The sequence below is a fragment of the Streptomyces sp. NPDC005423 genome (assembly GCF_040606415.1).
Classification (GTDB): domain Bacteria; phylum Actinomycetota; class Actinomycetes; order Streptomycetales; family Streptomycetaceae; genus Streptomyces.
This window is the reverse complement of sequence record NZ_JBEXET010000021.1, coordinates 1-18087: the sequence shown is the minus strand read 5'-3', so window position 1 is coordinate 18087 and position 18087 is coordinate 1. Positions and strand designations below refer to the sequence as shown.

15 protein-coding genes are annotated in these 18087 nt (G+C 72.5%); 4 read left to right on the top strand and 11 right to left on the bottom strand.

Annotation, left to right across the window (positions count from 1 at the left end; all coding sequences use genetic code 11):
• Nucleotides 1-134: 134 nt before the first annotated feature.
• The 6 genes from ABZT12_RS22060 to ABZT12_RS22035 form a co-directional block, all read right to left on the bottom strand.
• Entirely contained in the window at nucleotides 135-683 is a 549-nt protein-coding gene (locus ABZT12_RS22060; protein ID WP_356387081.1) for a hypothetical protein, read from the bottom strand.
• A 523-nt stretch (nucleotides 684-1206) separates the two neighbouring features.
• Nucleotides 1207-3597 (bottom strand): glycoside hydrolase family 3 N-terminal domain-containing protein, encoded by a 2391-nt coding sequence (locus ABZT12_RS22055; protein WP_356387078.1) that lies wholly within the window; start codon nucleotides 3595-3597, stop codon nucleotides 1207-1209.
• 53 nt (nucleotides 3598-3650) lie between these two features.
• Nucleotides 3651-4496, bottom strand: coding sequence for a carbohydrate ABC transporter permease (locus ABZT12_RS22050; protein WP_356387075.1), 846 nt, complete (start codon nucleotides 4494-4496; stop codon nucleotides 3651-3653).
• Nucleotides 4497-4597: 101 nt separating this feature from the next.
• The gene (locus tag ABZT12_RS22045) at nucleotides 4598-5500 is read right to left on the bottom strand and encodes a sugar ABC transporter permease (protein WP_356387072.1); all 903 of its coding nucleotides are present in this window, start codon (nucleotides 5498-5500) and stop codon (nucleotides 4598-4600) included.
• A 2-nt stretch (nucleotides 5501-5502) separates the two neighbouring features.
• Nucleotides 5503-6852: an extracellular solute-binding protein gene (locus ABZT12_RS22040; RefSeq protein ID WP_356387069.1), complete on the bottom strand. Its 1350-nt coding sequence runs from the start codon at nucleotides 6850-6852 to the stop codon at nucleotides 5503-5505.
• Nucleotides 6853-7604: 752 nt separating this feature from the next.
• Entirely contained in the window at nucleotides 7605-9197 is a 1593-nt protein-coding gene (locus tag ABZT12_RS22035; protein ID WP_356387066.1) for an MFS transporter, read from the bottom strand.
• Between the two features lie 164 nt (nucleotides 9198-9361).
• Between ABZT12_RS22035 and ABZT12_RS22030 the strand changes: the two genes are divergently transcribed.
• Nucleotides 9362-10357, top strand: coding sequence for an AsnC family transcriptional regulator (locus ABZT12_RS22030; RefSeq protein ID WP_356387063.1), 996 nt, complete (start codon nucleotides 9362-9364; stop codon nucleotides 10355-10357).
• Between the two features lie 100 nt (nucleotides 10358-10457).
• Here the strand turns inward: ABZT12_RS22030 and ABZT12_RS22025 are convergent, their stop codons facing one another.
• Both ABZT12_RS22025 and ABZT12_RS22020 read right to left on the bottom strand, forming a co-directional pair.
• Nucleotides 10458-11795, bottom strand: a complete 1338-nt coding sequence (locus ABZT12_RS22025) for an endonuclease/exonuclease/phosphatase family protein (RefSeq protein WP_356387061.1) — start codon at nucleotides 11793-11795, stop codon at nucleotides 10458-10460.
• A 295-nt stretch (nucleotides 11796-12090) separates the two neighbouring features.
• Complete coding sequence (locus ABZT12_RS22020) at nucleotides 12091-13065, bottom strand: alpha/beta hydrolase (protein ID WP_356387058.1); 975 nt, start codon at nucleotides 13063-13065, stop codon at nucleotides 12091-12093.
• Between the two features lie 255 nt (nucleotides 13066-13320).
• On the opposite strand from ABZT12_RS22020, the gene ABZT12_RS22015 reads away from it, so the two are divergent.
• A complete protein-coding gene (locus ABZT12_RS22015) occupies nucleotides 13321-13446 on the top strand; it encodes a hypothetical protein (protein ID WP_356387055.1) in 126 nt (41 codons plus the stop codon).
• A gap of 100 nt (nucleotides 13447-13546) precedes the next feature.
• Here the strand turns inward: ABZT12_RS22015 and ABZT12_RS22010 are convergent, their stop codons facing one another.
• Entirely contained in the window at nucleotides 13547-14110 is a 564-nt protein-coding gene (locus tag ABZT12_RS22010; RefSeq protein ID WP_356387052.1) for an NAD(P)H-dependent oxidoreductase, read from the bottom strand.
• A gap of 170 nt (nucleotides 14111-14280) precedes the next feature.
• On the opposite strand from ABZT12_RS22010, the gene ABZT12_RS22005 reads away from it, so the two are divergent.
• On the top strand, nucleotides 14281-14961 hold the full coding sequence (locus ABZT12_RS22005; protein ID WP_356387049.1) for a TetR/AcrR family transcriptional regulator: 681 nt from the start codon (nucleotides 14281-14283) through the stop codon (nucleotides 14959-14961).
• 7 nt (nucleotides 14962-14968) lie between these two features.
• On the opposite strand, the gene ABZT12_RS22000 is transcribed toward ABZT12_RS22005, so the two are convergent.
• Both ABZT12_RS22000 and ABZT12_RS21995 read right to left on the bottom strand, forming a co-directional pair.
• Nucleotides 14969-16102 (bottom strand): NAD(P)/FAD-dependent oxidoreductase, encoded by a 1134-nt coding sequence (locus tag ABZT12_RS22000; protein ID WP_356387047.1) that lies wholly within the window; start codon nucleotides 16100-16102, stop codon nucleotides 14969-14971.
• Complete coding sequence (locus ABZT12_RS21995) at nucleotides 16099-16839, bottom strand: TetR/AcrR family transcriptional regulator C-terminal domain-containing protein (protein WP_356387044.1); 741 nt, start codon at nucleotides 16837-16839, stop codon at nucleotides 16099-16101. Before ABZT12_RS21995 ends, ABZT12_RS22000 begins: the two co-directional genes overlap by 4 nt.
• A gap of 128 nt (nucleotides 16840-16967) precedes the next feature.
• Between ABZT12_RS21995 and ABZT12_RS21990 the strand changes: the two genes are divergently transcribed.
• Nucleotides 16968-18014 (top strand): LacI family DNA-binding transcriptional regulator, encoded by a 1047-nt coding sequence (locus ABZT12_RS21990; RefSeq protein ID WP_356387359.1) that lies wholly within the window; start codon nucleotides 16968-16970, stop codon nucleotides 18012-18014.
• The last annotated feature ends 73 nt before the right edge of the window (nucleotides 18015-18087 follow it).

Here is an 18087-nt window from a genome sequence, read left to right as displayed (position 1 = left end):
GGAATGCTATCACCGTGGAACCGCGCCACCGCGCCACGGCCGGGGGTCCGGCCGATTCCAACACGACCTCCACACAGGGAAGTTGACGGGAGTTCGTCCGCCGTCGCGGTCGGCCGGCCGGAGGCCGCGCGCACTCAGCCCTTACGGCGGCGCACCAGCCAGAACGCTACGACGGCACCGGCGGCCCCCAGCAGCAGACCACGGTTGGCGCGCGCGACCTCCGCGCCCTGGGCGGCCCTCTCCCGTACCTGCTCCGGAGCCTTGTCCTCCCACAGCTGAGCGGCCTGGGCCGCCTTCGCGCGGGCCTGCTCGGTCCCCTGGGCGGCCTTCTCCCGGACCGGCTCGGGCAGGCTCTCCTGGAGCCGGGTCGTGGTCTCGGCGACCTTGGTCCGCACCGTCCCGGCCTTCAGCGCGGCCTGTTCCTTCAGCTGCGCGGCCTTCGTCGCGGCCTGCGCCCTGACCTCGGCGGCCTTCGTCGCGGCCTCCTCCTGGACCTCGTCGGCCTGGGTCGCGGCGGCGCCCCCGAACTCGTCCGCCTCCGGGTGCGCGCCGGTGGCCCCGGTCCCGGTCTCGGCGGCGAGCTCCTCCCTGGTCCCGGCGAGTTCGCCACGGGTCTCCTCGACCTGCCTGCGGAGGTCCTCGGGGGTGGCGGCGATCGGCTCGTCGTGGGGTGGTTGCGTCATGAGCTGCGTTCTCCTTCTCTGCGCGGGCTGTACATGCGGTCCCAGCGCGGGTACCCCGCAGGCCAGTTGAGAACCCCGGCCGAATCACCGAAGGTCCCCGCAACGCCCAACTGGACATATCCGCGTCCCCCTCGGCGATCAGCAGACGAAGAGCCCTGGCGGTGGCCGGCGGTGTGGCCGCCGGAGCCGCGCCTGCGGCGCACGCGGTACCGGCGTTCGCGGCCGGCGCGGCGGCCGCCGACGCCATCGTCGTCGGCGGCGGTCTCGCCGGGCTGGTCGCGACGGCGTCCCGAGGCCGTACGGGACCTACGTCGCCGGCGCGGGCCCGCGCGCCGGGCCGCCCCAACTCAGCTCATACGGGCGGCCGTTGCCTGCCCTCGGGGGGTCCGGCCTTCCGTCCACGACCACCTCACGCGGGTCAGGGCGGAGGACGAGAGATGAATTCAGCCTTCGCCCGGACAACGACCCTTGCGCGGTGCGGAGTTGCGCTGCCGGACCCGGATCCGGCCCGCGCCGCGGTCGCTCACGGGATCTTGTGCGGCTCCTCGACCACCGTGCGGCAGAGCAGCTCGCGGTCGTGGCCCACCGCGCGCTCCGGGCCGGTCAGCCGCAGGGTCACGCGGTGGCGGACGTCCGCCGGGGCGCTGGAGGCGGCCAGCCGCAGTTCGATGGCGCCGGGCTCCACGATCCGGTGACCGGCCCGGCCGGTGAACGAGGCCAGGTCGGCGTGGAAGCGCAGCCGCACCCGGCGCGCCTCGCCCGCCGCGAGGGGCACCCGGGCGTAGCCGATGAGCCGGGAGTCGGGGCGGGTGGTCTGTGCCACCGGGTCGTGCAGATACAGCTGCACCACCTCGGCGCCGTCCCTCTCACCGGTGTTGCGGACGGTCAGCGTCAGGTCGAACGCGCCGTCGGTGGGCAGTTCGGGCACTCCGGCCGGCAGGTCCTCCCAGGCGAACGAGGTGTAGGACAGGCCGTGTCCGAAGGGATACAGGGGAGTGGGATCCAGGTTGCTCACCGAGCCGGCCAGGCCCAGCGGCGGCTGGAGATACGTCCACGGCTGGCCGCCCGGACCGGCCGGCATGCTCAGGGGCAGCCGTCCGGAGGGGTTGACCCGGCCGGAGAGCACCCCCGCGACCGCCGGACCGCCTTCCTCGCCGGGGAAGAACGCCTGTACGGCGGCGGCCAGTTGACCCGCGTGGGCACCGAGGGCGTAGGGCCGCCCGGTCAGCAGGACCAGCACCACCGGGGTGCCGGTGGCCAACAGGGCGGCGAGCAGCTCCCCTTGGACACCGGGCAGCGCGAGATCGGCCGCGTCGCAGCCCTCACCCGAGGTACCGCGGCCGAACAGCCCCGCCCGGTCGCCGAGCACCGCCACGCACACCTCGGCGTCCCGGGCCGCCGCGACGGCGGCCTCGAAACCGGAGCGGTCCGGGTCCGACACGGCGCAGCCGCGGGTGCACGTCAGCTCCGCGTCCGGGAGTTCGTCGCCGAGCGACCGGAACACGGTCGGCAGCCGTATCCCGAGCGGCACCTCGGGGTGGGCGACACCGACGTGGGCCGGGAAGGAGTAGCAGCCCAGCATCGCCATGGGGTCGTCGGCGAGCGGTCCCACCACGGCGATCCGACGGGTCCGCGCCGCCAGCGGCAGAGCGCCGCCACGGTTGTCCAGCAGGATCACCGACTGCTCGGCCAGCCGCCGGGCCAGCGCCCGGTTGGCCGCCGGATCGAGATCGACGCTGCCGCGCTCCGGCCGCCCGTCGCCGCCGGGAGCGGCCGACAGCGGGGACCAGCCGGGGTCGAGCAGGCCCAGCTCGCACTTCTGGCGCAGCACCCGGTACAGCGCCCGGTCGACCAGGGCCTCGGGGATCTCACCGCGCCCGACCGCCGCGATCAGCTCCTCGCCGTACGTCCGTACGGTGGGCAGCTCCACGTCGATGCCCGCGGTCAGCGCCAGCCGGGCGGCGTCCGCGCGGTCGGCGGCGACCTTGTGCAGGGTCTCCAGGAAGCCGATGCCGAAGTAGTCGGCGACGACGGTTCCGGTGAACCCCCAGTCCCCGCGCAGGAGTTGGGTGAGCAGGGCCGGGTCGGCGGCGACCGGCAGGCCGTCGATCTCGGCGTAGGAGTGCATCACGGAGCGGGCGCCGCCCTCGCGCAGCGCCAGCTCGAACGGCGGCAGCACGACGTCGGCCAGCTCCCGGCCGCCGGCCCGTACGGGCGCCAGGTTGCGGGCCCCGGCGGAGGCGGAGTAGCCGGCGAAGTGTTTGAGGGTGGCGACGACACCGGCCGACTCCAGGCCGCGGACGTAGGCGGCGCCGACCGTGCCGACCAGGTAGGGGTCCTCGCCGATGGTCTCCTCGACCCGGCCCCAGCGCAGATCCCGTACGACGTCGAGGACCGGGGCGAGCCCCTGGTGGACGCCGACCGAGCGCAGGTCGCGGCCGATCGCCCGGGCCATCTCCTCGACCAGCGCCGGGTCGAAGGCGGCGCCCCAGGCCGGCGGCACCGGGTAGACGGTGGCGCCCCAGGCCGCGAACCCGGCGAGGCACTCCTCGTGGGCCATGGCCGGGATGCCGAACCGGTTGGCGGCCATGATCTGCTGCTGGGCGCGGGCCAGGGCGAGGGTGCCGAGGGCGGGGTCGACCGGGGCGGTGCCGAAGGGGCGGGTGAGCTGGCCCAGGCCGTCCGTGATGAGCTGCTCGAAGTCGGCGGGTTCGGCGAGGTTGTCGTGCATGTGCGGGGCGACGCCTTCGCCGTCCGCGTCGGCGCCGGCCCAGATGCTGTACAGCTGTGCGGCCTTCTCGGTGAGCGTCATCCGGCCGACGAGGTCCGCCACCCGGTCCTCGGCGGGGAGGGAGGGGTCACGCCACGGGGCCTCCGCCTCGGAAACGGGCTCGGACTCTGTCTCGGTCGCCATGGAGTCGACGATCCTCTCTGCGCTGGGGGTGTTGCCGGGAGGGGAGGAGGTGGTCACTTGCCGCCGGCTCCCATCAGGCCGCTGACGAGGGCGCGGCGGGCGACCAGGTAGACCACGAGCATGGGAATGCCGGAGAGGATGACCGCGGCGAGCGTGGCCGGGATGTTCACGCCGTACTGGCCGCTCAGCTTGTACAGGCCCGTGGTGAGGACGCGGTCGCCGTCGGACTGGGTGAGGATCAGCGGGAAGAGGAAGCCGTTCCAGGCCTGTAGCCCGGCGAAGACGGAGACGGTGCTGATGCCGGAACGGGAGAGCGGCACGACCAGTTGGAGCAGCATCCGCAGCGGACTCGCCCCGTCCAGGGCCATCGCCTCGTACAGCTCCTCCGAGATGTCCCGCATGGTGCCGACGAGGATCAGCAGGGTGACGGGCATGGCGAAGGCGGCCGTCGGCAGGATGATGGCGGTCAGGGAGTCGTACAGGCCCATCTTCCCGATCATCACGTACAGCGGCACGATGATGACCGCGGCCGGGATCGCCAGGCCGAGCAGGAAGAGCCGGAAGGCCAGGTCGGCCCAGCGGTTGCGGGTGCGCACCACGACGTAGGCGAGCGGGACGCAGAGCGCGACCACGATGGCCACGGTGGCGACCGTGACGATGACGTTGTTCAGCAGGAAGCCGAGGAAGCCGCCGTCGAGGACCAGTCGGTAGTTGGCCAGCGTCGGGTGGGTCGGCAGGGCGAAGGTGTGGCCGCTGAGCGCCTCGTCCTGCCGCATCAGCGAGGTGGTGATCATCACGTAGACCGGCACGATCACGATGACCAGCCAGACCAGCGCGCCGGCTCCGGCGAGGGGGTTGGCGCGGCGCAGCCGTCCCCTCAGCGCGCCGGGCGCGGTCACCGGCCGCCGGTCGGAGCGGACCGGTCCGGGGGAGGGGGGTGCGGGGGGCGGGGAAGGTGAGGAAGGTGTGGGACGGCTCGCGGTTCCGGCGGACACGGGGGTCACATTCCTTCCCTGGTGCTGCGCATGCCGCCGAAGCCGGTGACCTTGACCATCACGAGCGACAGCAGGGTGGAGACGACGACGAGGGCGGTGCCCAGAGCGCTGGCGTAGCCGAAGTCGAAGCTCTGGAAGGCGTTCTGGTACATCCCGTACGAGAGGGTGGTGGTGGAGGTGCCGGGGCCGCCCCCGGTGAGCAGGAAGACCGTCTCGAACGAGGTCAGCGAGCCGACGATGATCAGTACCGACGACGTGGTCACGGTGTGCCGCAGCTGCGGCAGCGTGATGTGGAAGAACTGCCGGTAGCGGCCGGCGCCGTCGATCGCCGCCGCCTGGTAAAGGACCGGGGGGATCTGCCGGGCGCCGCCCTGGTAGAGCAGGGTGTGGAAGGGCATGAACTGCCAGCCGCCCACGAAGGCGACCGCCGCCACGGCACCGTGGGCGGAGCCGATGATGTTCCCGCCGGGGAAGCCGACCCACGGCCCGATCGTCTTCGCCAGGCCGAAGTTGGGGTCGAGCAGCGCCTTGAAGAGCAGGGCGACCGCCGTGGTCGACAGCACCAGCGGGATGAAGAAGATCGCGGACAGGACGGCCCGGTTGCGCTCCCGCCCGGCGGCCCACACCCCGAGGAGCAGTGCCACCGGGGTCTGGAACAGCCAGCTGAGGACGGTCAGTACGACGGTGAGCCGGGTCGCGTCCCGCACCCCTTGGTCGTTGAAGAGCCGGGTCCAGTTGGAGGTGCCCGACAGCCGCGGTGAGCCCAGGCCGCCCCAGCTCCCGCAGAACGACAGATAGACCGCGTAGACCATGGGGACCACGGCGAAGAGCGTGAAGAAGAGCACGCCGGGCAGCGCCCACGAGATGTGCGGCCGGCCCACCCGGGCCGCGAGTGTCCTTGTCGCCATGGTTACTTGACGGCCTTCATGTCGTCGACGAACTTCTCGGGCGAGACCTGTCCGGCGAACAGCTTGCTGATCTCCGTGGTCATGGCGGTGGCCTGCGAGCTCGGCAGCGCCTGGTCCCAGGAGAGCTGGAACGACGGCGCCTTCTGCACCAGCTGGAACTGGAAGGTGGCGAACTCGGGGCTGGGCGCGCTGCCGAGGAGGCTCTGCGCGGAGGTGGTGGTCGGTATGTCCCCGTTGCTGACGAGCCTCTTGCTGTACGAGGGCTTCGCCATCGCTTTGAGGAAGGCCACGGCGGCGTCCTTGTTCTTCGTCTTGGCGCTGACCGACCAGTAGTTGGTGGGGTTGCCCACCACGTCGGCCGGGTCACCGGTGCCGCCCGGCACCTCCGGGAAGGTGGTCCAGGCCTCGTCGTTCTTGGCGAACGAGGCGTGGTTGGACAACTGGTTGGAGTAGTCCCACGACCCCATCAGGTGCATCCCGGCCTTGCCGGTGCCGAAGAGCGTGGGCGCCGCGTTGTTGGTGTACGCCACGGAGGTGAAGTTGGAGCCGAACGCCCCCTGTTTGATGAGCGACTTGACCAGCTGGGCCGCCTTGAGGACCGCCGGGTCGCCCCAGCCGGAGGCGTCACCGTTCTCGATCTTCTTGAAGGCCCCCGGTCCGCCGATCCGGTCGACCAGGTACTCCAGCCACATCTGGGAGGGCCAGGTGTCCGCGCCGCCCAGCGCGAACGGAGTGACCCCGTGCGACTTCAGGGTGGTGATCGCGGTCTGCATCGCGGACCAGGTGTCGGGCGCCTGGAGGTGGTACTTGGCGAACATGGTCTTGTTGTAGAAGAGGATGACCGGCTGCATGCCGCGCATGGGGATGCCGTAGTTCTTGCCGCCCAGCGCGCCGGCCGCGAGCACGGACGGCAGGAAGGCCTTCCGCAGCGCCGGGTCGGCCTTCAAGTACGGGGTGAGGTCCAGCAGTTGGTTGTTGTCGACGTACGGCTTGATGCTGCCGCCGCCCCAGTTGAAGAAGATGTCGGGGGCGTTGGGCGAGCCCATCGCGGCACGCAGCTTGTTGGCGTAGCCGCTGCCCGGGATCTCGTTGAGGTGCACCTTGACCTTGGCGGTCTTGTTGTACTCGGCGACCGCGGCCTCCTGCACCTTCGTCGAACCGTCGCCGTACACGTAGGCCTGGAGCGTGTTGCCGCCGCCCGCCGAGCCGCCGCCGGATCCGCAGGCGGTGGCCAGCAGGGCCAGTGACGCCGTCGCCGCGGTCAGAGCGGTCGCGGAGACTCCGCGACGGACTCTCGCGCCCGCCCCGCGACGGGCCGTTCCGCCGCGGACACCCCGGAATCCCGATCCCATGGCACACCTCCTGGAAGAATGTTTCGACGACATTGCCGAATGTTGAGGGAAAGGTACGTGCGGCCGTGGGGGGCGTCAAGGGATCGGACGGCTCGTTGTCGAACGGTCTTGGACGGCTCCGAAGTGGGGCGATCCGCAGGATGAAGTCCCCAACAGGGCTCAATTGGACTTCAGTTCCGGCTCGACAGGCGTCGGCGGTCCGTCGGTCGACGAGGTGGGCGCCGCGGGGATCCTCCGAAAGCTGGGGGTCTGCGGTCCGACAGTTTCGGCGGCACGTCGACGCCTGGGAACCTGCTGCATGGCGCGGCGACCCGGTCCCGCGCGGGCATTTGACGCTCCCGAGGGTCGCCCCTAAGGTCACCGAAGTCATTCGAAGATGAGCCCGAAACATTCGGGCGCACGGCTCCGGAAACGGTCTCGTACGCACCCGGGAAGGTGAACGGGAACGAGCACGGCCCCCGCCTCGCACCGCCTGAACAAGCGGCCGCCACAAGGGAGTTCGCCTGGGCGATGCGGACGGGGGCGACCCGGACATCAGGAGGCGTGGCTGAACCGTCGGCGCGGACGCGGTGCTCGGCGGCCTCGCGGACGCACTCGTGAGCGCCGACCGGGCGCACGCCGGTCACCCTCTCGACGCCACCACGCCCTCACCGAGAAGGTCCCGGGCCGCCCCTTCGGCGTCACACGGGCCAGGGCCGTACCGCCGCCGACATCAGCGGAGGTACGACCCTGGCGGTGGAGAACAGGCGGCGTCAGCTCCGGGGGGAGACCACCGTACGGTCGGCCGGCGCGCCGACCGCGACGGGCGCCGGGGCGGTCTTCCGCGGGGCGCGCAGCAGCACCACGGAGACCAGGGCGGCGAGCAGCGTGAGGGAGCCGGCGACGACCAGGCACAGGTGCAGCCCGTCGAGGAAGGCGTCGGAGAGGGCGCCGAGCGCGCGGCCGGTGTCGGCGCCCAGGTCCAGTCGCGCGACCGCGCCGAGGCCGTCCGCGCCGGCGGTGGCGACGACGCTCCGCCGCGTCGCCTCCGTCACCCCGGCGTCGGCGAGGTGCCCGGGCAGCGTGCCGAGCGCCTTGGTGGTGAGCAGCGCGCCGAGGACGGCCGGGCCGAGCGCGCCGCCCACCTGCCGGAAGGCGTTGTTGCCGGCCGCGGCCATACCCGCCAGGTGGTACGGCACCGAGCCGACCGCGGTGGCGGTCATCGGCGTCAGAACGGCCCCCATGCCCAGCCCCAGCAGGGCCAGCCGCCAGGCGATGGAGACGAACGACGTACCGGCGTCGATCCCGGTCAGCGAGAACAGCGCGCCGGAGACGACGAGCAGCCCGCCGGTGATCATCACGCGGGGCGGCACCCGGTGCATCAGGCGGCCGGCGGGCAGCCCCGCCAGGATGGCCGCCGCGGTGACCATCAGCAGCCGCCAGGCCGCCTGGAGCGTGTCCAGCTGCTGCACCAGACCGAAGTAGAGGCTGAGCAGGAAGAAGAAGCCGATCAGCCCCAGGAAGGTGATCATCGCGACCAGGGTGGTGGCGGTGAACGCCGGGCTGCGGAACAGCGAGAGGTCCAGCATCGGGTCGTCGCTGCGCCGCTCGGCGAAGACGAAGCCGGCCCCGGCCGCCACAGCCACGCAGAGCGCCACCAGCACCTCGACGTCGGTGAAGGAACCCGCGCCGCCCTCGATCACGCCGTACACCAGCGCGGTGACCGCCGACATGGCGGTGAGCTGGCCCGGCCAGTCGAGCCGGCGCCCGTGCGGGGCCCGCGAGTCGGGCAGCAGCCGCGCGGCGATGCCCGCGGCGAGCAGCGGGACGGGGATCGACAGCAGGTAGATCCAGCGCCAGGCGGCATGGTCGAGGATGACCCCGGCGATCAGCGGTCCGACCGCCAGCGCGACGAGCAGCGACGTGGCCCACAGGCCGATGAACTTGCCCCGCTCCCGGTGGTCGGGCACCGCGTGACTGATCAGCGCCAGCGTGGTGGGCAGCAGGGCCGCCGCCCCCAGCCCCGCCAGGGCCTGACCGACCCACAGCACCTGGACGGAGTGCGCGGACAGTGCCACGGCGGCACCGGCGGCCGAGGAGAGCAGCCCCGCCAGATAGACCTTCTTGCGCCCGTGCACATCGCCGAAGACACCGGCGGTCAGGATGAACGCGGCCATGGGGAGGACGAACGCGTCCTGCACCCACGACAGTTGGGCGGTCGTCGCGCCGAGCGCCGCCTGTATCGCGGGCAGGCTCACGGCGACGGTGGTCACCGGCAGATAGGCGACGAAGACGCCGAGGCAGGCCATGACGAGCGTGGCCGCCCGCCGTTCGGCCGGCCCGCTCGCCGGGGTCGTGACGTTCACGGGGACACTCCTCTACGGCGCGGTGCGCCGCGGTCGGTCGGTGGTGGGGGTGTCCTCCAGCGGACACAGGTCCAGATTCGGCCCCGCTACCGCCAACCGCCAAACCGGTTCCGGAAAGCGGCCCTGAACCTCCATCACCATCCGCGATCTGCCAGACTTCCCTCATGGTGGACAAGGTCGACGCGAGAATCCTCCGTGCGCTCCAGTGCTCGCCGCGTGCCTCGTTCCGGCTCGTCGGCGAGGTGGCCGGGGTCTCCGAGCAGACCGCCGCCCGCCGCTTCCAGGCGCTGCGCCGCGCAGGGGTGCTGCGCGTGGTCGGCCTGGTCGACCCCGCCGTCTACGGCGAGTCGCGCTGGGTCGCCCGGATCCGCTGCCGCCCCGACCGGGCCGGCCCGCTCGCCGACGCGCTCGCCCGGCGCCCCGACATCTCCTACGCGGGCCTCGCGTCCGGCGGTTCGGAGATCATCTGCGTGATCAGCGCGCCGGTGCACGTCCAGCGCGACGACCTCCTGCTGCGGCGGCTGCCCAAGTCCGCGTCGGTCCTCGACATGAGCATCGACCTGCTCATCCATCCGTTCAGCGGCCCCGGCACGGACGACTGGACGGGCTACGGCGGCGACCTCACGCCCGCCCAGATCCGCCGGCTCGTCGACGACCGGCCGCCCGCCCCCGTCGGACCACCGGTCCCCCTCACCGACGAGGACACCCCGCTCCTCGACGCGCTGGCGGAGGACGGCCGGGCCACCCACACCCGGCTCGCCGAGGTCACCGGCTGGTCCAAGGCCCGGCTGGCCCGCAGGCTGGAGGCCCTGGAGAGTTCCGGCGCCCTCATCTACGACGTCGACCTGCTCTCCGAACGCCTCGGGTACACACTCGACGCCCACCTCTGGCTGCGCGTCGCCCCGGCCCGCGTCCAACAGGTCGGTGAGCAACTCGCCCGCCACGACGAGGTCGCCTTCGCCGGTGCCATCAGCGGTGACTCCAACGTGCTGGTCGCCGTGATCTGCCGCGACACCGCGGACTTCTACCGCTATCTGACCACCCGGGTCGCGGCCGTACCGGGCATCGACGGCTACGGCGTCAGCATCAACGTCCACCGCCTCAAACAGGCCGCCTCCCTCATCTCCCGCGGCCGGCTGGTGCATCCGCGGTTCGCGTGACCGGGCCGTGCGCGGGGTCCGTACGACCGCCGGGCCGCACGCGAGAGCATGCGGCCCGGCGGAGTGGCCGACGTGCGGTGTGCCCGTGCGGGCCGCGGCCTCAGCGCTTGGTGTAGATGAGGCCGACCTTGTCCAGTTCGTCGCCCGCGCGGCCGTGGAACCCGGCGATCTGCCAGCCGGACGGGGCGGTTCGGGTCACACAGTCCGAGGTGGTGGTGCCACCCGCGAGGGTGTTGCCCAGGTTGGTGGTGAACTTGGCATAGAAAATGCGGGTGTTGCCGCTGTACGACCCCTCGCACAGGTAGGCGCTCGTCAGGTACTCGGTGCTGCCCAGCGTCAGTGAGGACGCGGTGCCGCCGGTGCCGCCGTGGGCGAGCGAGGTGCCGTTCGCCAGGGTGATGCCGACCTGGTCGACGCGGGAGCCGGCCCGCAGTGAGACCTTCGTGGCGCGGGCGGCGGCCGGGACGCTGCCGATGTCCTGGTAGTAGTCGCCGTGCGGGCCGCCGAACTGGTCGCTCAGCTGGTAGTCGGCGCTCTGCGACCAGGTGAAGCCGACCGTGACCGGGTCGTGGTCGGAGAGCATCAGCCCGTCGGAGGTGAGGAACTTGGCGTGCTCGTTGTTGTACGACGTGGCGTTCAGCGTGACCAGCTTGCTGCCGCGGTACAGGACCTTGTCCACGACCTCGCAGGTGTTGGGCACGGTGGCCCCGGTCTGGTCGCAGAGCAGCGCGTCGCTGCCCTTGGCGGGTGCCACTCCGCCGCGGATCAGCTTCACCCAGGCGTCGGTGAGCCCGTTGGCGGCGCCGAACTCGGCGATGGTGTCGGCGGACCGGGTGTAGCGGGTGTTGGTGTCACCCATGACGACGACGGCGTTGCCCGCCGAGTGGGACTGGATGAACGCCGTCAGCTGGCTGAGGTTGTCCGCGCGGGATGCCTCGTCACCGTCGTTGGTACCGGCGTTGGTGTGCAGATTGTAGAAGTCGACGTAGACACCCTCGGAGAGCCGCTCACGCATGAACGAGAAGCCCTTGGGGGTGAGGCAGTCGCCGGAGTCGACCTGGCAGGAGTTCCAGTGCACGCGCTCGAAGTCGTCCCCGTCCCAATTGTGGTCGGAGAGGGTGTTGAGCCCGCTGCCGATGCCCGCGCCGCCGCTGGTCGCGGTGCGGTAGGGGTGGGTGTCCGTGGCGTACAGGTAGGAGTGGTAGTTGAAGTCCTCCTGCACGTTCACGATGTCGTACGGGGCGATGCGCCGGCCGATCTCGGTGGTGCTGGTGTCCCGCGGTGTGGAGGCGCTGGACAGCGACTCCGGCAGTCCGGCCACGTTGTACGAGAGCACGCTGAAGCTGCCCGAGGTCGCGGCGGCGGCCGGTGTCGCCGCCACCGAGAGCCCGCCCAGGGCCGCGGTGGCGGCCGCCAGACAGGCGAGGATTCTGCGCATGGGGAAGGACCTCCTGCAAGGTGACAGAGGGGGAGGGTGGTGCGGCGGTCAGGTGGAAATGTAGCGACAAGCGCTTGCTGTGGCTCCCCTCCGGGCGCACCGGATCGGGAATTCCGCGTGACGGCCGGGTGGCCAAGTCCCCTTGCGTGCCTGTTTGTTCAGGTTGGAGTGCTTGCCATGCGAGTCAAGGACGGGTCAACTGCCGGGCGGTGAGCGTTAGTTGAGTCCGGCTTCCGTCCCGGTGCGAGCGCTCGTGTTCCGCGCATCCCGTCCCCGCGGGCGACACGCCGTCACGTCACCCCTTCAACAGCCGCCGCAGCCAGGCGAACTGGGCGGACCGAGAGGCCTGGGACACGGCCGCCTGTGGAACGAAGCCGTCGAAACCGTGGAAGCCTCCCGGCCAGACGTGGAGTTCGGCGACGCCTCCCGCCTGCCAGATCCGGGACGCGTAGGTGACGACCTCGTCACGGAAGGTCTCCGCCGAGCCGACGTCGAGGAAGGCCGGGGGCAGCCCGGCGAGGTCCTCGGCACGGGCCGGCGCCGCGTACGGCGGGACGTCCGGGCCGCCGCGCCGGTCACCGAGCAGGGCGGTCCAGCCCGTCTCGTTGGCCGTGCGGTCCCAGACGCCGACGCCCTCCATCTGCCGGGCGGACGGGGTGTCGTTGCGGTCGTCGAGCATCGGGTACATCAGCAACTGCCCCAGCGGGCGCGGGCCTTCACGGTCCCGGGTGAGCAGCGCCAGCGCGGCACACAGGCCGCCGCCCGCGCTCGCTCCCGCGATGACGATCCGCTCCGGATCGGCGCCGAACTCCGCCGCGTGCTCCGCCGTCCACACCAGCCCCGCGTACACGTCCTCGACGGGCGCCGGATGCGGGTGCTCGGGCGCCAGCCGGTACTCCACCGACACCACCACCGCGTCCAGTTCCCGCGCCCACTCCAGCGCCCCGGTCACCCCGACGCGGTTGGTGCCGATCACCATGCCGCCACCGTGTACGTAGTAGATGACGGGCCGCGCGCCGGCGGCCCGTGGAGCGGTGGGCCGGCAGATCAGCAACGAGATCGCGGGTTCGCCCGCGGGCCCTGGCACGTCCCGGTCCTCTATGTCGAAGGCGCCGTCCATCGTCAGGTCCAGCTGGGCGGAGAGCGTGATCGCCGGGCCCCGGCGGACCTCCGCTATGTCGTCCGTCGTCAGGCCGGGCGACATCATCTCCTTGATGCCCTCCAGCGCTGCGGCGAGCTCGGGGTCGAACGGGGGCGGGACGGACGGCATGCGCATCTCCTCGTGCTGGGCGCGGCGGCGCCTGCCGCCATCCTCCGCTTACCCGCCGCCGGTCCGGGCACCGCCGGACGGCGGAACCTCCCCGCCGTCCGACGGCTGCACCGGCGGCCCCGCGTGGCGGCCTCGGCGACCGGGCGGCCGTGGAAGGTCGCCTTCGAGAGCGCTCCAGGACCTACCGTCCCGAGGGACGGCGGAGATCCCGGGCGGAACGGAGTCGGACATGCGGGTCGGTGCGCACATCGGTGCGTGCCGCCGCCGGTCGGCCGTCCGCACCCCGAGATCATGATCGGCGGCCAGCGCCCCGGTGAACCGGCGCGCTGGATCGAGGAGTTCGCGGCACGGGCCGTCCCGCGCCCGGCCGAGCCGGACTGACCGCCCGCCGTCGGTCCGTGGAACCGCGGGGCGCGGGACGCGGGTACGCCGAGCGGCCGGAGTCGGGAGGACTCCGGCCGCTCGGCGCGGGTGGCGCGGGTCAGGCGGCGACGGCCTCGCCCGCGTGGCCGTGCAGCGCGGCGACGACCTCGGTCAGCTGGGCGGCGACCTCGGCGTCGTCCGCCGGGTGGGTCTCGGCGAAGCGGGTCACGGAACCGGGGATGGAGAGCTTGATCTCCTCGATCACCTTGCCGCCGGCGATGCCCACGGCCTTGCGGGTGTCGTCCTGCGCCCAGACGCCGCCGTACTGGCCGAAGGCGGTGCCGACCACGACGACCGGCTTGCCGCCGAAGCCGCTGGCGCCGTAGGGGCGGGACAGCCAGTCGATGGCGTTCTTCAGGACGGCCGGGATGGTGCCGTTGTACTCGGGGGAGAAGAGCAGGAAGCCGTTGGCGCTGCCGGCGGCCTCACGCAGGCGCGCGGCGGGGGCCGGGACACTGCCCTCGACGTCGATGTCCTCGTTGTAGAACGGGATGTCGGCGAGACCCTCGAAGATCTCGACGTCCGCACCCTCGGGCGCGAACTTGGCGGCCGCCTCGGCGAGCTGGCGGTTGTGGGAACCGGCGCGGAGGCTGCCGACGAGCGCGAGGATACGAACAGACATGCAAACTCCCAGAAGACGAAGACTGGTGCGGGCAGGTGACGGCAGGTGAGAACACGTGCTGACACCGCCGTGCGCAGCGGAAGGCCGTGAAACCTGGCCGCAGTGATACGGACCGAAGTCCGGTTTCTTTTGTATCAGGATAACCGGACCGCGGTCCAGTTTTCGCCCGCATGCTTTACGCTGTATTCATGTCCCGCGCCCTGCCGCCTCTGCCGAAGCCCCCGGAGTCCCTCGGCATGCCCGTGCTGGCGGAGTTCGGCACCGGTCCGGACGAGCCGTGTCTGCGGGCCGACGCCGCCCGCAACCGGGCCCGGCTGCTGGAGGCCGCCGCCCGGCTGGTCGCCGAGCACGGCGCGGCCGGGGTGACGATGGAGGCGGTGGCGGCGGCCGCCTCGGTCGGCAAGGGGACGGTCTTCCGGCGCTTCGGCGACCGCACCGGCCTGCTGCTGGCGCTGCTCGACCACTCCGAGAAGACGTTCCAGGCCGCCTTCCTCAGCGGCCCCGCGCCGCTCGGGCCCGGAGCCGCCCCGGTGGAGCGGTTGCGGGCGTTCGGCCGGGCCGCGCTGCGCCGGTCGGCGGACGCGCTGGAGCTCCAACTGGCCGCCGAACCGGGCCCGGAGCGCCGGTTCTCCATCCCGCCGCGGATGCTCCTGCACGGTCATGTCGCCATGCTCCTGCGCCAGGCCGTTCCCGGCGCCGACGCCGAACTCCTCGCGCAGACCCTCCTGGGCTACCTCGACCCCGCCCTCCTCCACCACCTCACCCAGCAGTGCGGGATGCCGCTGGAGCGGCTGGAGGCGGGCTGGGACGACCTGGTCCTGCGGGTCACCGGTGGCGGGCCGCCCGGCTGAGCTCGGTTCAGTCGTGCGACCTGATCATGTCGATCAGACCCTGTGGGGCGTCGTCGCGGAACATCATCAGTCCGTTCTGCGCCGACTCGGCCGCCGAACGCTCGCCGCGCGGGAAGAGCTTCTCCTCGTAGGCCGCGAGGGCCGCCTCGGTGTCGCCCGGGTGCGCGGCCAGGGCGAGGCCCAGTTCGGACCCGTCGAACATGGCCAGGTTGGCGCCCTCCCCGGCGAACGGGGACATCAGGTGCGCCGCGTCACCGAGCAGGGTGACGCCGGGGACCCGGTCCCAGCGGTGCCCGACCGGCAGGGCGTGGATCAGCCGCGGCATCAGCGGTCCCTCGGCGTCGGCCACCAGCCCGCGCAGGCTCTTGTCCCAGTCGGTGAAGTACTCCAGCACGAACGCCCTGGCGGCCTCGGTGTCGGTGAAGTCGACGCCGGCCAGGGTGAGTTCGGGCACCTGGAGCGCGACGTACGCGTGCACGCTGCCGTCGCTCTCGCGGTGGCAGAGGATGCCCCTGCCCGCGCCGAGCGCGAACAGGGAGCCCCCGCCGACGAGTTCGGCGCTCACCGGATGACGTACGTCCGCGTCCGGCAGGTCCGCCTCGATGAACGAGACGCCCACGTAAGCCGGTTGGGCGTCGGAGACGAGGGAGCGCACCTTGGACCAGGCGCCGTCGGCGCCGATCAGCAGATCGGTGGTGAAGGCGGTGCCGTCGGCCAGCGTCACCTCGTGCCGGCCGCCGCCGAGCGGCCGGGCGCCGTTGACCTTCGTGCCCCAGCGGACCGTGCCCTCGGGCAGTGAGCCGAGCAGCAGGTCGCGCAGCCGGCCGCGGTCGACCTCGGGACGCCCGCCGCTGCCGTCGTCGGGGCGGTCCATGCGGATCACGGCGTCCTTGCCGACGACCCGCATGGACTGGCCGCCGTGGTGGACCAGGGTGAGGAACTCCTCGTGCAGGCCGGCCGCGCGCAGCGCCTGCTGGCCGGTCTCCTCGTGGATGTCGAGCATGCCGCCCTGGGTGCGCGCGGCGGGGGAGTCGTCCAGGTCGAGGACGGCGGCCTCGATGCCGTGCACGTGCAGTACGCGGGCGAGCGTGAGCCCGCCGAGGCCGCCGCCCACGACGGCTATCGGGTGGTGAGTGGTCATGAGGGGTCTCCTTGAAGTGGTGTCCGGCCGGCGGCCGGGTCGTCCGGATCGGCGAGGTCGGCCGGGCCGGGTACGGCGGTCCGCGCGATCCCGTCGACCAGGGCCCGGAGCTTCCATGACCTGCGTGCTTGGGGGGCGCCCGAGAGCAGGTCGCCGGCGCGGGCGGCGATGTGCGGGTGGGTCCGCTCGGACGCCTCGCGCAGGGCGCGGGCGAGGGTGTTCCAGTCCTCCTGGGGAGCGCCCCCGGGCGCGTGTTCGGCGGCCGACGCGGTGGCGTGCTGGAGCAGCAGGTCCACGCCCCAGGCGGCCTGCGCGGACGGGACGCCGCCCTCGTCGAGCAGGGCCAGCAGGGTCTCGATCAGATCCAGGTAGTGCGGGCCGTTCGGCCAGGCCGTCAGCGCGGAGCGGGCGAGGGTCGGGTGCTCCATGAGCATCGTGGTGTACGCGGTGAGCACTGCCTCCAGACGCTCCCGCCAGGAGCCTCCGGCCGGTGCGGGTCCGATCGTGCCCAGCAGCTCGTCCAGGACCGCCGCGTGCAGCTCCGCGGTGTTGCGGACGTAGACGTACAGCGAGGCCGGACCGGTGTCGAGTTCCTGGGCCAGGCGCCGCATGGTCACCTTCGGCAGACCTTCGGCGCGCAGTACCGCCACGGCGGCGGCGACGATGGCCTCCCTGCTCAGGGCCGGCTTGGCGGGCCGTTCACGGCGGCTGCGCGGGGTGTCGGGGCGTGCTGTCATGGCTCCACCGTAGCGAACATGTTCGCTACGAACAAGTTCGTGGCGAACATGTTCGTAAAAGATCGAGTCATGCTGCGTGTGTGACGACCGTTCCCCCGCCGCACTGCGGGGACCCGGCTTCTGCCAAGATGCCGTACGTCATGGTGCAGATACCGAATACGCCCGCAGTCCCACCGCCCGGCCCGCTCTCCGTCCCCACGAGCGCGGATGTGGCGCGACTGGCCGGCGTCTCGCGCGCGACCGTCTCCTACGTCCTCAACAACACCAGTGCCGTCCGGATCAGCGAGCCCACCCGCCGCCGGGTCCACGCCGCCGCCAAGGAACTCGGGTACGTGCCACACGCGGCCGCCCGCAGTCTGCGCGCCGGGCACAGCCGGATGGTCCTGATGCCCGCCCCGAACGTCCCGGTCGGCGCGCTCTACAGCCAGTTCATCAGCGAACTCCAGTGGGCGCTCGGCCGCCTCGACTACACCGTCGTCCAGCACGGCACGGTCGGACCGCGCGGCGACGAGGCCGCCCGCGCCTGGGCCGAACTGCGCCCCGTCGCCGTCCTGGTGCCCGGCGCCGGACTCGGCCCGCAGGGCGTCGCGCTCCTCAAGCGCTCCGGCGCCCGGGCCGTCCTCACCCTCGGCCCCGAGCGGGTCGAGGGCGCGCACGCCCTGCTCATGGACCACGAGAGCGTCGGCCACCGCGCGGGCCGCCACCTGTACGCCCGCGGCAGGCGCCGGATCGGGGTCGTGGTGCCCGAGGAGCCCGGCCTCGAGGCCTACTCGCGGCCCCGCCTTGAGGGCGTACGCCGGGCCCTGCGCGACACCGACGCCACCGTGGCCGAACTGCCGCTCGCCTACAGCGAGGAGTCCGGCGCCCGACTCGCCGAACGCTGGTCCGCACTCGGCCTCGACGCCGTGTTCGCGTACAACGACGAGTACGCCATGCTGCTCATGCGCACGCTCCAGGACCAGGGGATCGGCGTCCCCGGCGACACGGCCGTGATCGGCGCCGACGATCTGATGCTGGGGCGATTACTGCGGCCCCGCCTGAGCACGGTCCGCATCGAGCTGCCGTCCGCCCGCGACCTCGCCGCACTGGTCGACCGCGCGGTCCGCGACCCCGCCGCGCCGCCGGAGACACACGAACTCCTCGGCGCCACCGTCGTGCACCGCGACTCCAGCTGACCGACCCCCTGATACGCGTCGAGCGCCTCCCACCGGTGCACCCCCTCGGCGGTCGACACGGCCCGGATGTTCG

Bases quoted from the DNA above. Each gene is read 5' to 3' on its own strand.
- ABZT12_RS21995 (WP_356387044.1), bottom strand. From the start codon at position 16,839: ATGACAGCACGCCCCGACACCCCGCGCAGCCGCCGTGAACGGCCCGCC.
- ABZT12_RS21990 (WP_356387359.1), top strand. From the start codon at position 16,968: ATGCCGTACGTCATGGTGCAGATACCGAATACGCCCGCAGTCCCACCG.
- ABZT12_RS22005 (WP_356387049.1), top strand. From the start codon at position 14,281: ATGCTTTACGCTGTATTCATGTCCCGCGCCCTGCCGCCTCTGCCGAAG.
- ABZT12_RS22060 (WP_356387081.1), bottom strand. From the start codon at position 683: ATGACGCAACCACCCCACGACGAGCCGATCGCCGCCACCCCCGAGGAC.
- ABZT12_RS22025 (WP_356387061.1), bottom strand. From the start codon at position 11,795: ATGCGCAGAATCCTCGCCTGTCTGGCGGCCGCCACCGCGGCCCTGGGC.
- ABZT12_RS22010 (WP_356387052.1), bottom strand. From the start codon at position 14,110: ATGTCTGTTCGTATCCTCGCGCTCGTCGGCAGCCTCCGCGCCGGTTCC.
- ABZT12_RS22040 (WP_356387069.1), bottom strand. From the start codon at position 6,852: ATGGGATCGGGATTCCGGGGTGTCCGCGGCGGAACGGCCCGTCGCGGG.
- ABZT12_RS22045 (WP_356387072.1), bottom strand. From the start codon at position 5,500: ATGGCGACAAGGACACTCGCGGCCCGGGTGGGCCGGCCGCACATCTCG.
- ABZT12_RS22020 (WP_356387058.1), bottom strand. From the start codon at position 13,065: ATGCCGTCCGTCCCGCCCCCGTTCGACCCCGAGCTCGCCGCAGCGCTG.
- ABZT12_RS22055 (WP_356387078.1), bottom strand. From the start codon at position 3,597: ATGGCGACCGAGACAGAGTCCGAGCCCGTTTCCGAGGCGGAGGCCCCG.
- ABZT12_RS22000 (WP_356387047.1), bottom strand. From the start codon at position 16,102: ATGACCACTCACCACCCGATAGCCGTCGTGGGCGGCGGCCTCGGCGGG.
- ABZT12_RS22030 (WP_356387063.1), top strand. From the start codon at position 9,362: ATGGTGGACAAGGTCGACGCGAGAATCCTCCGTGCGCTCCAGTGCTCG.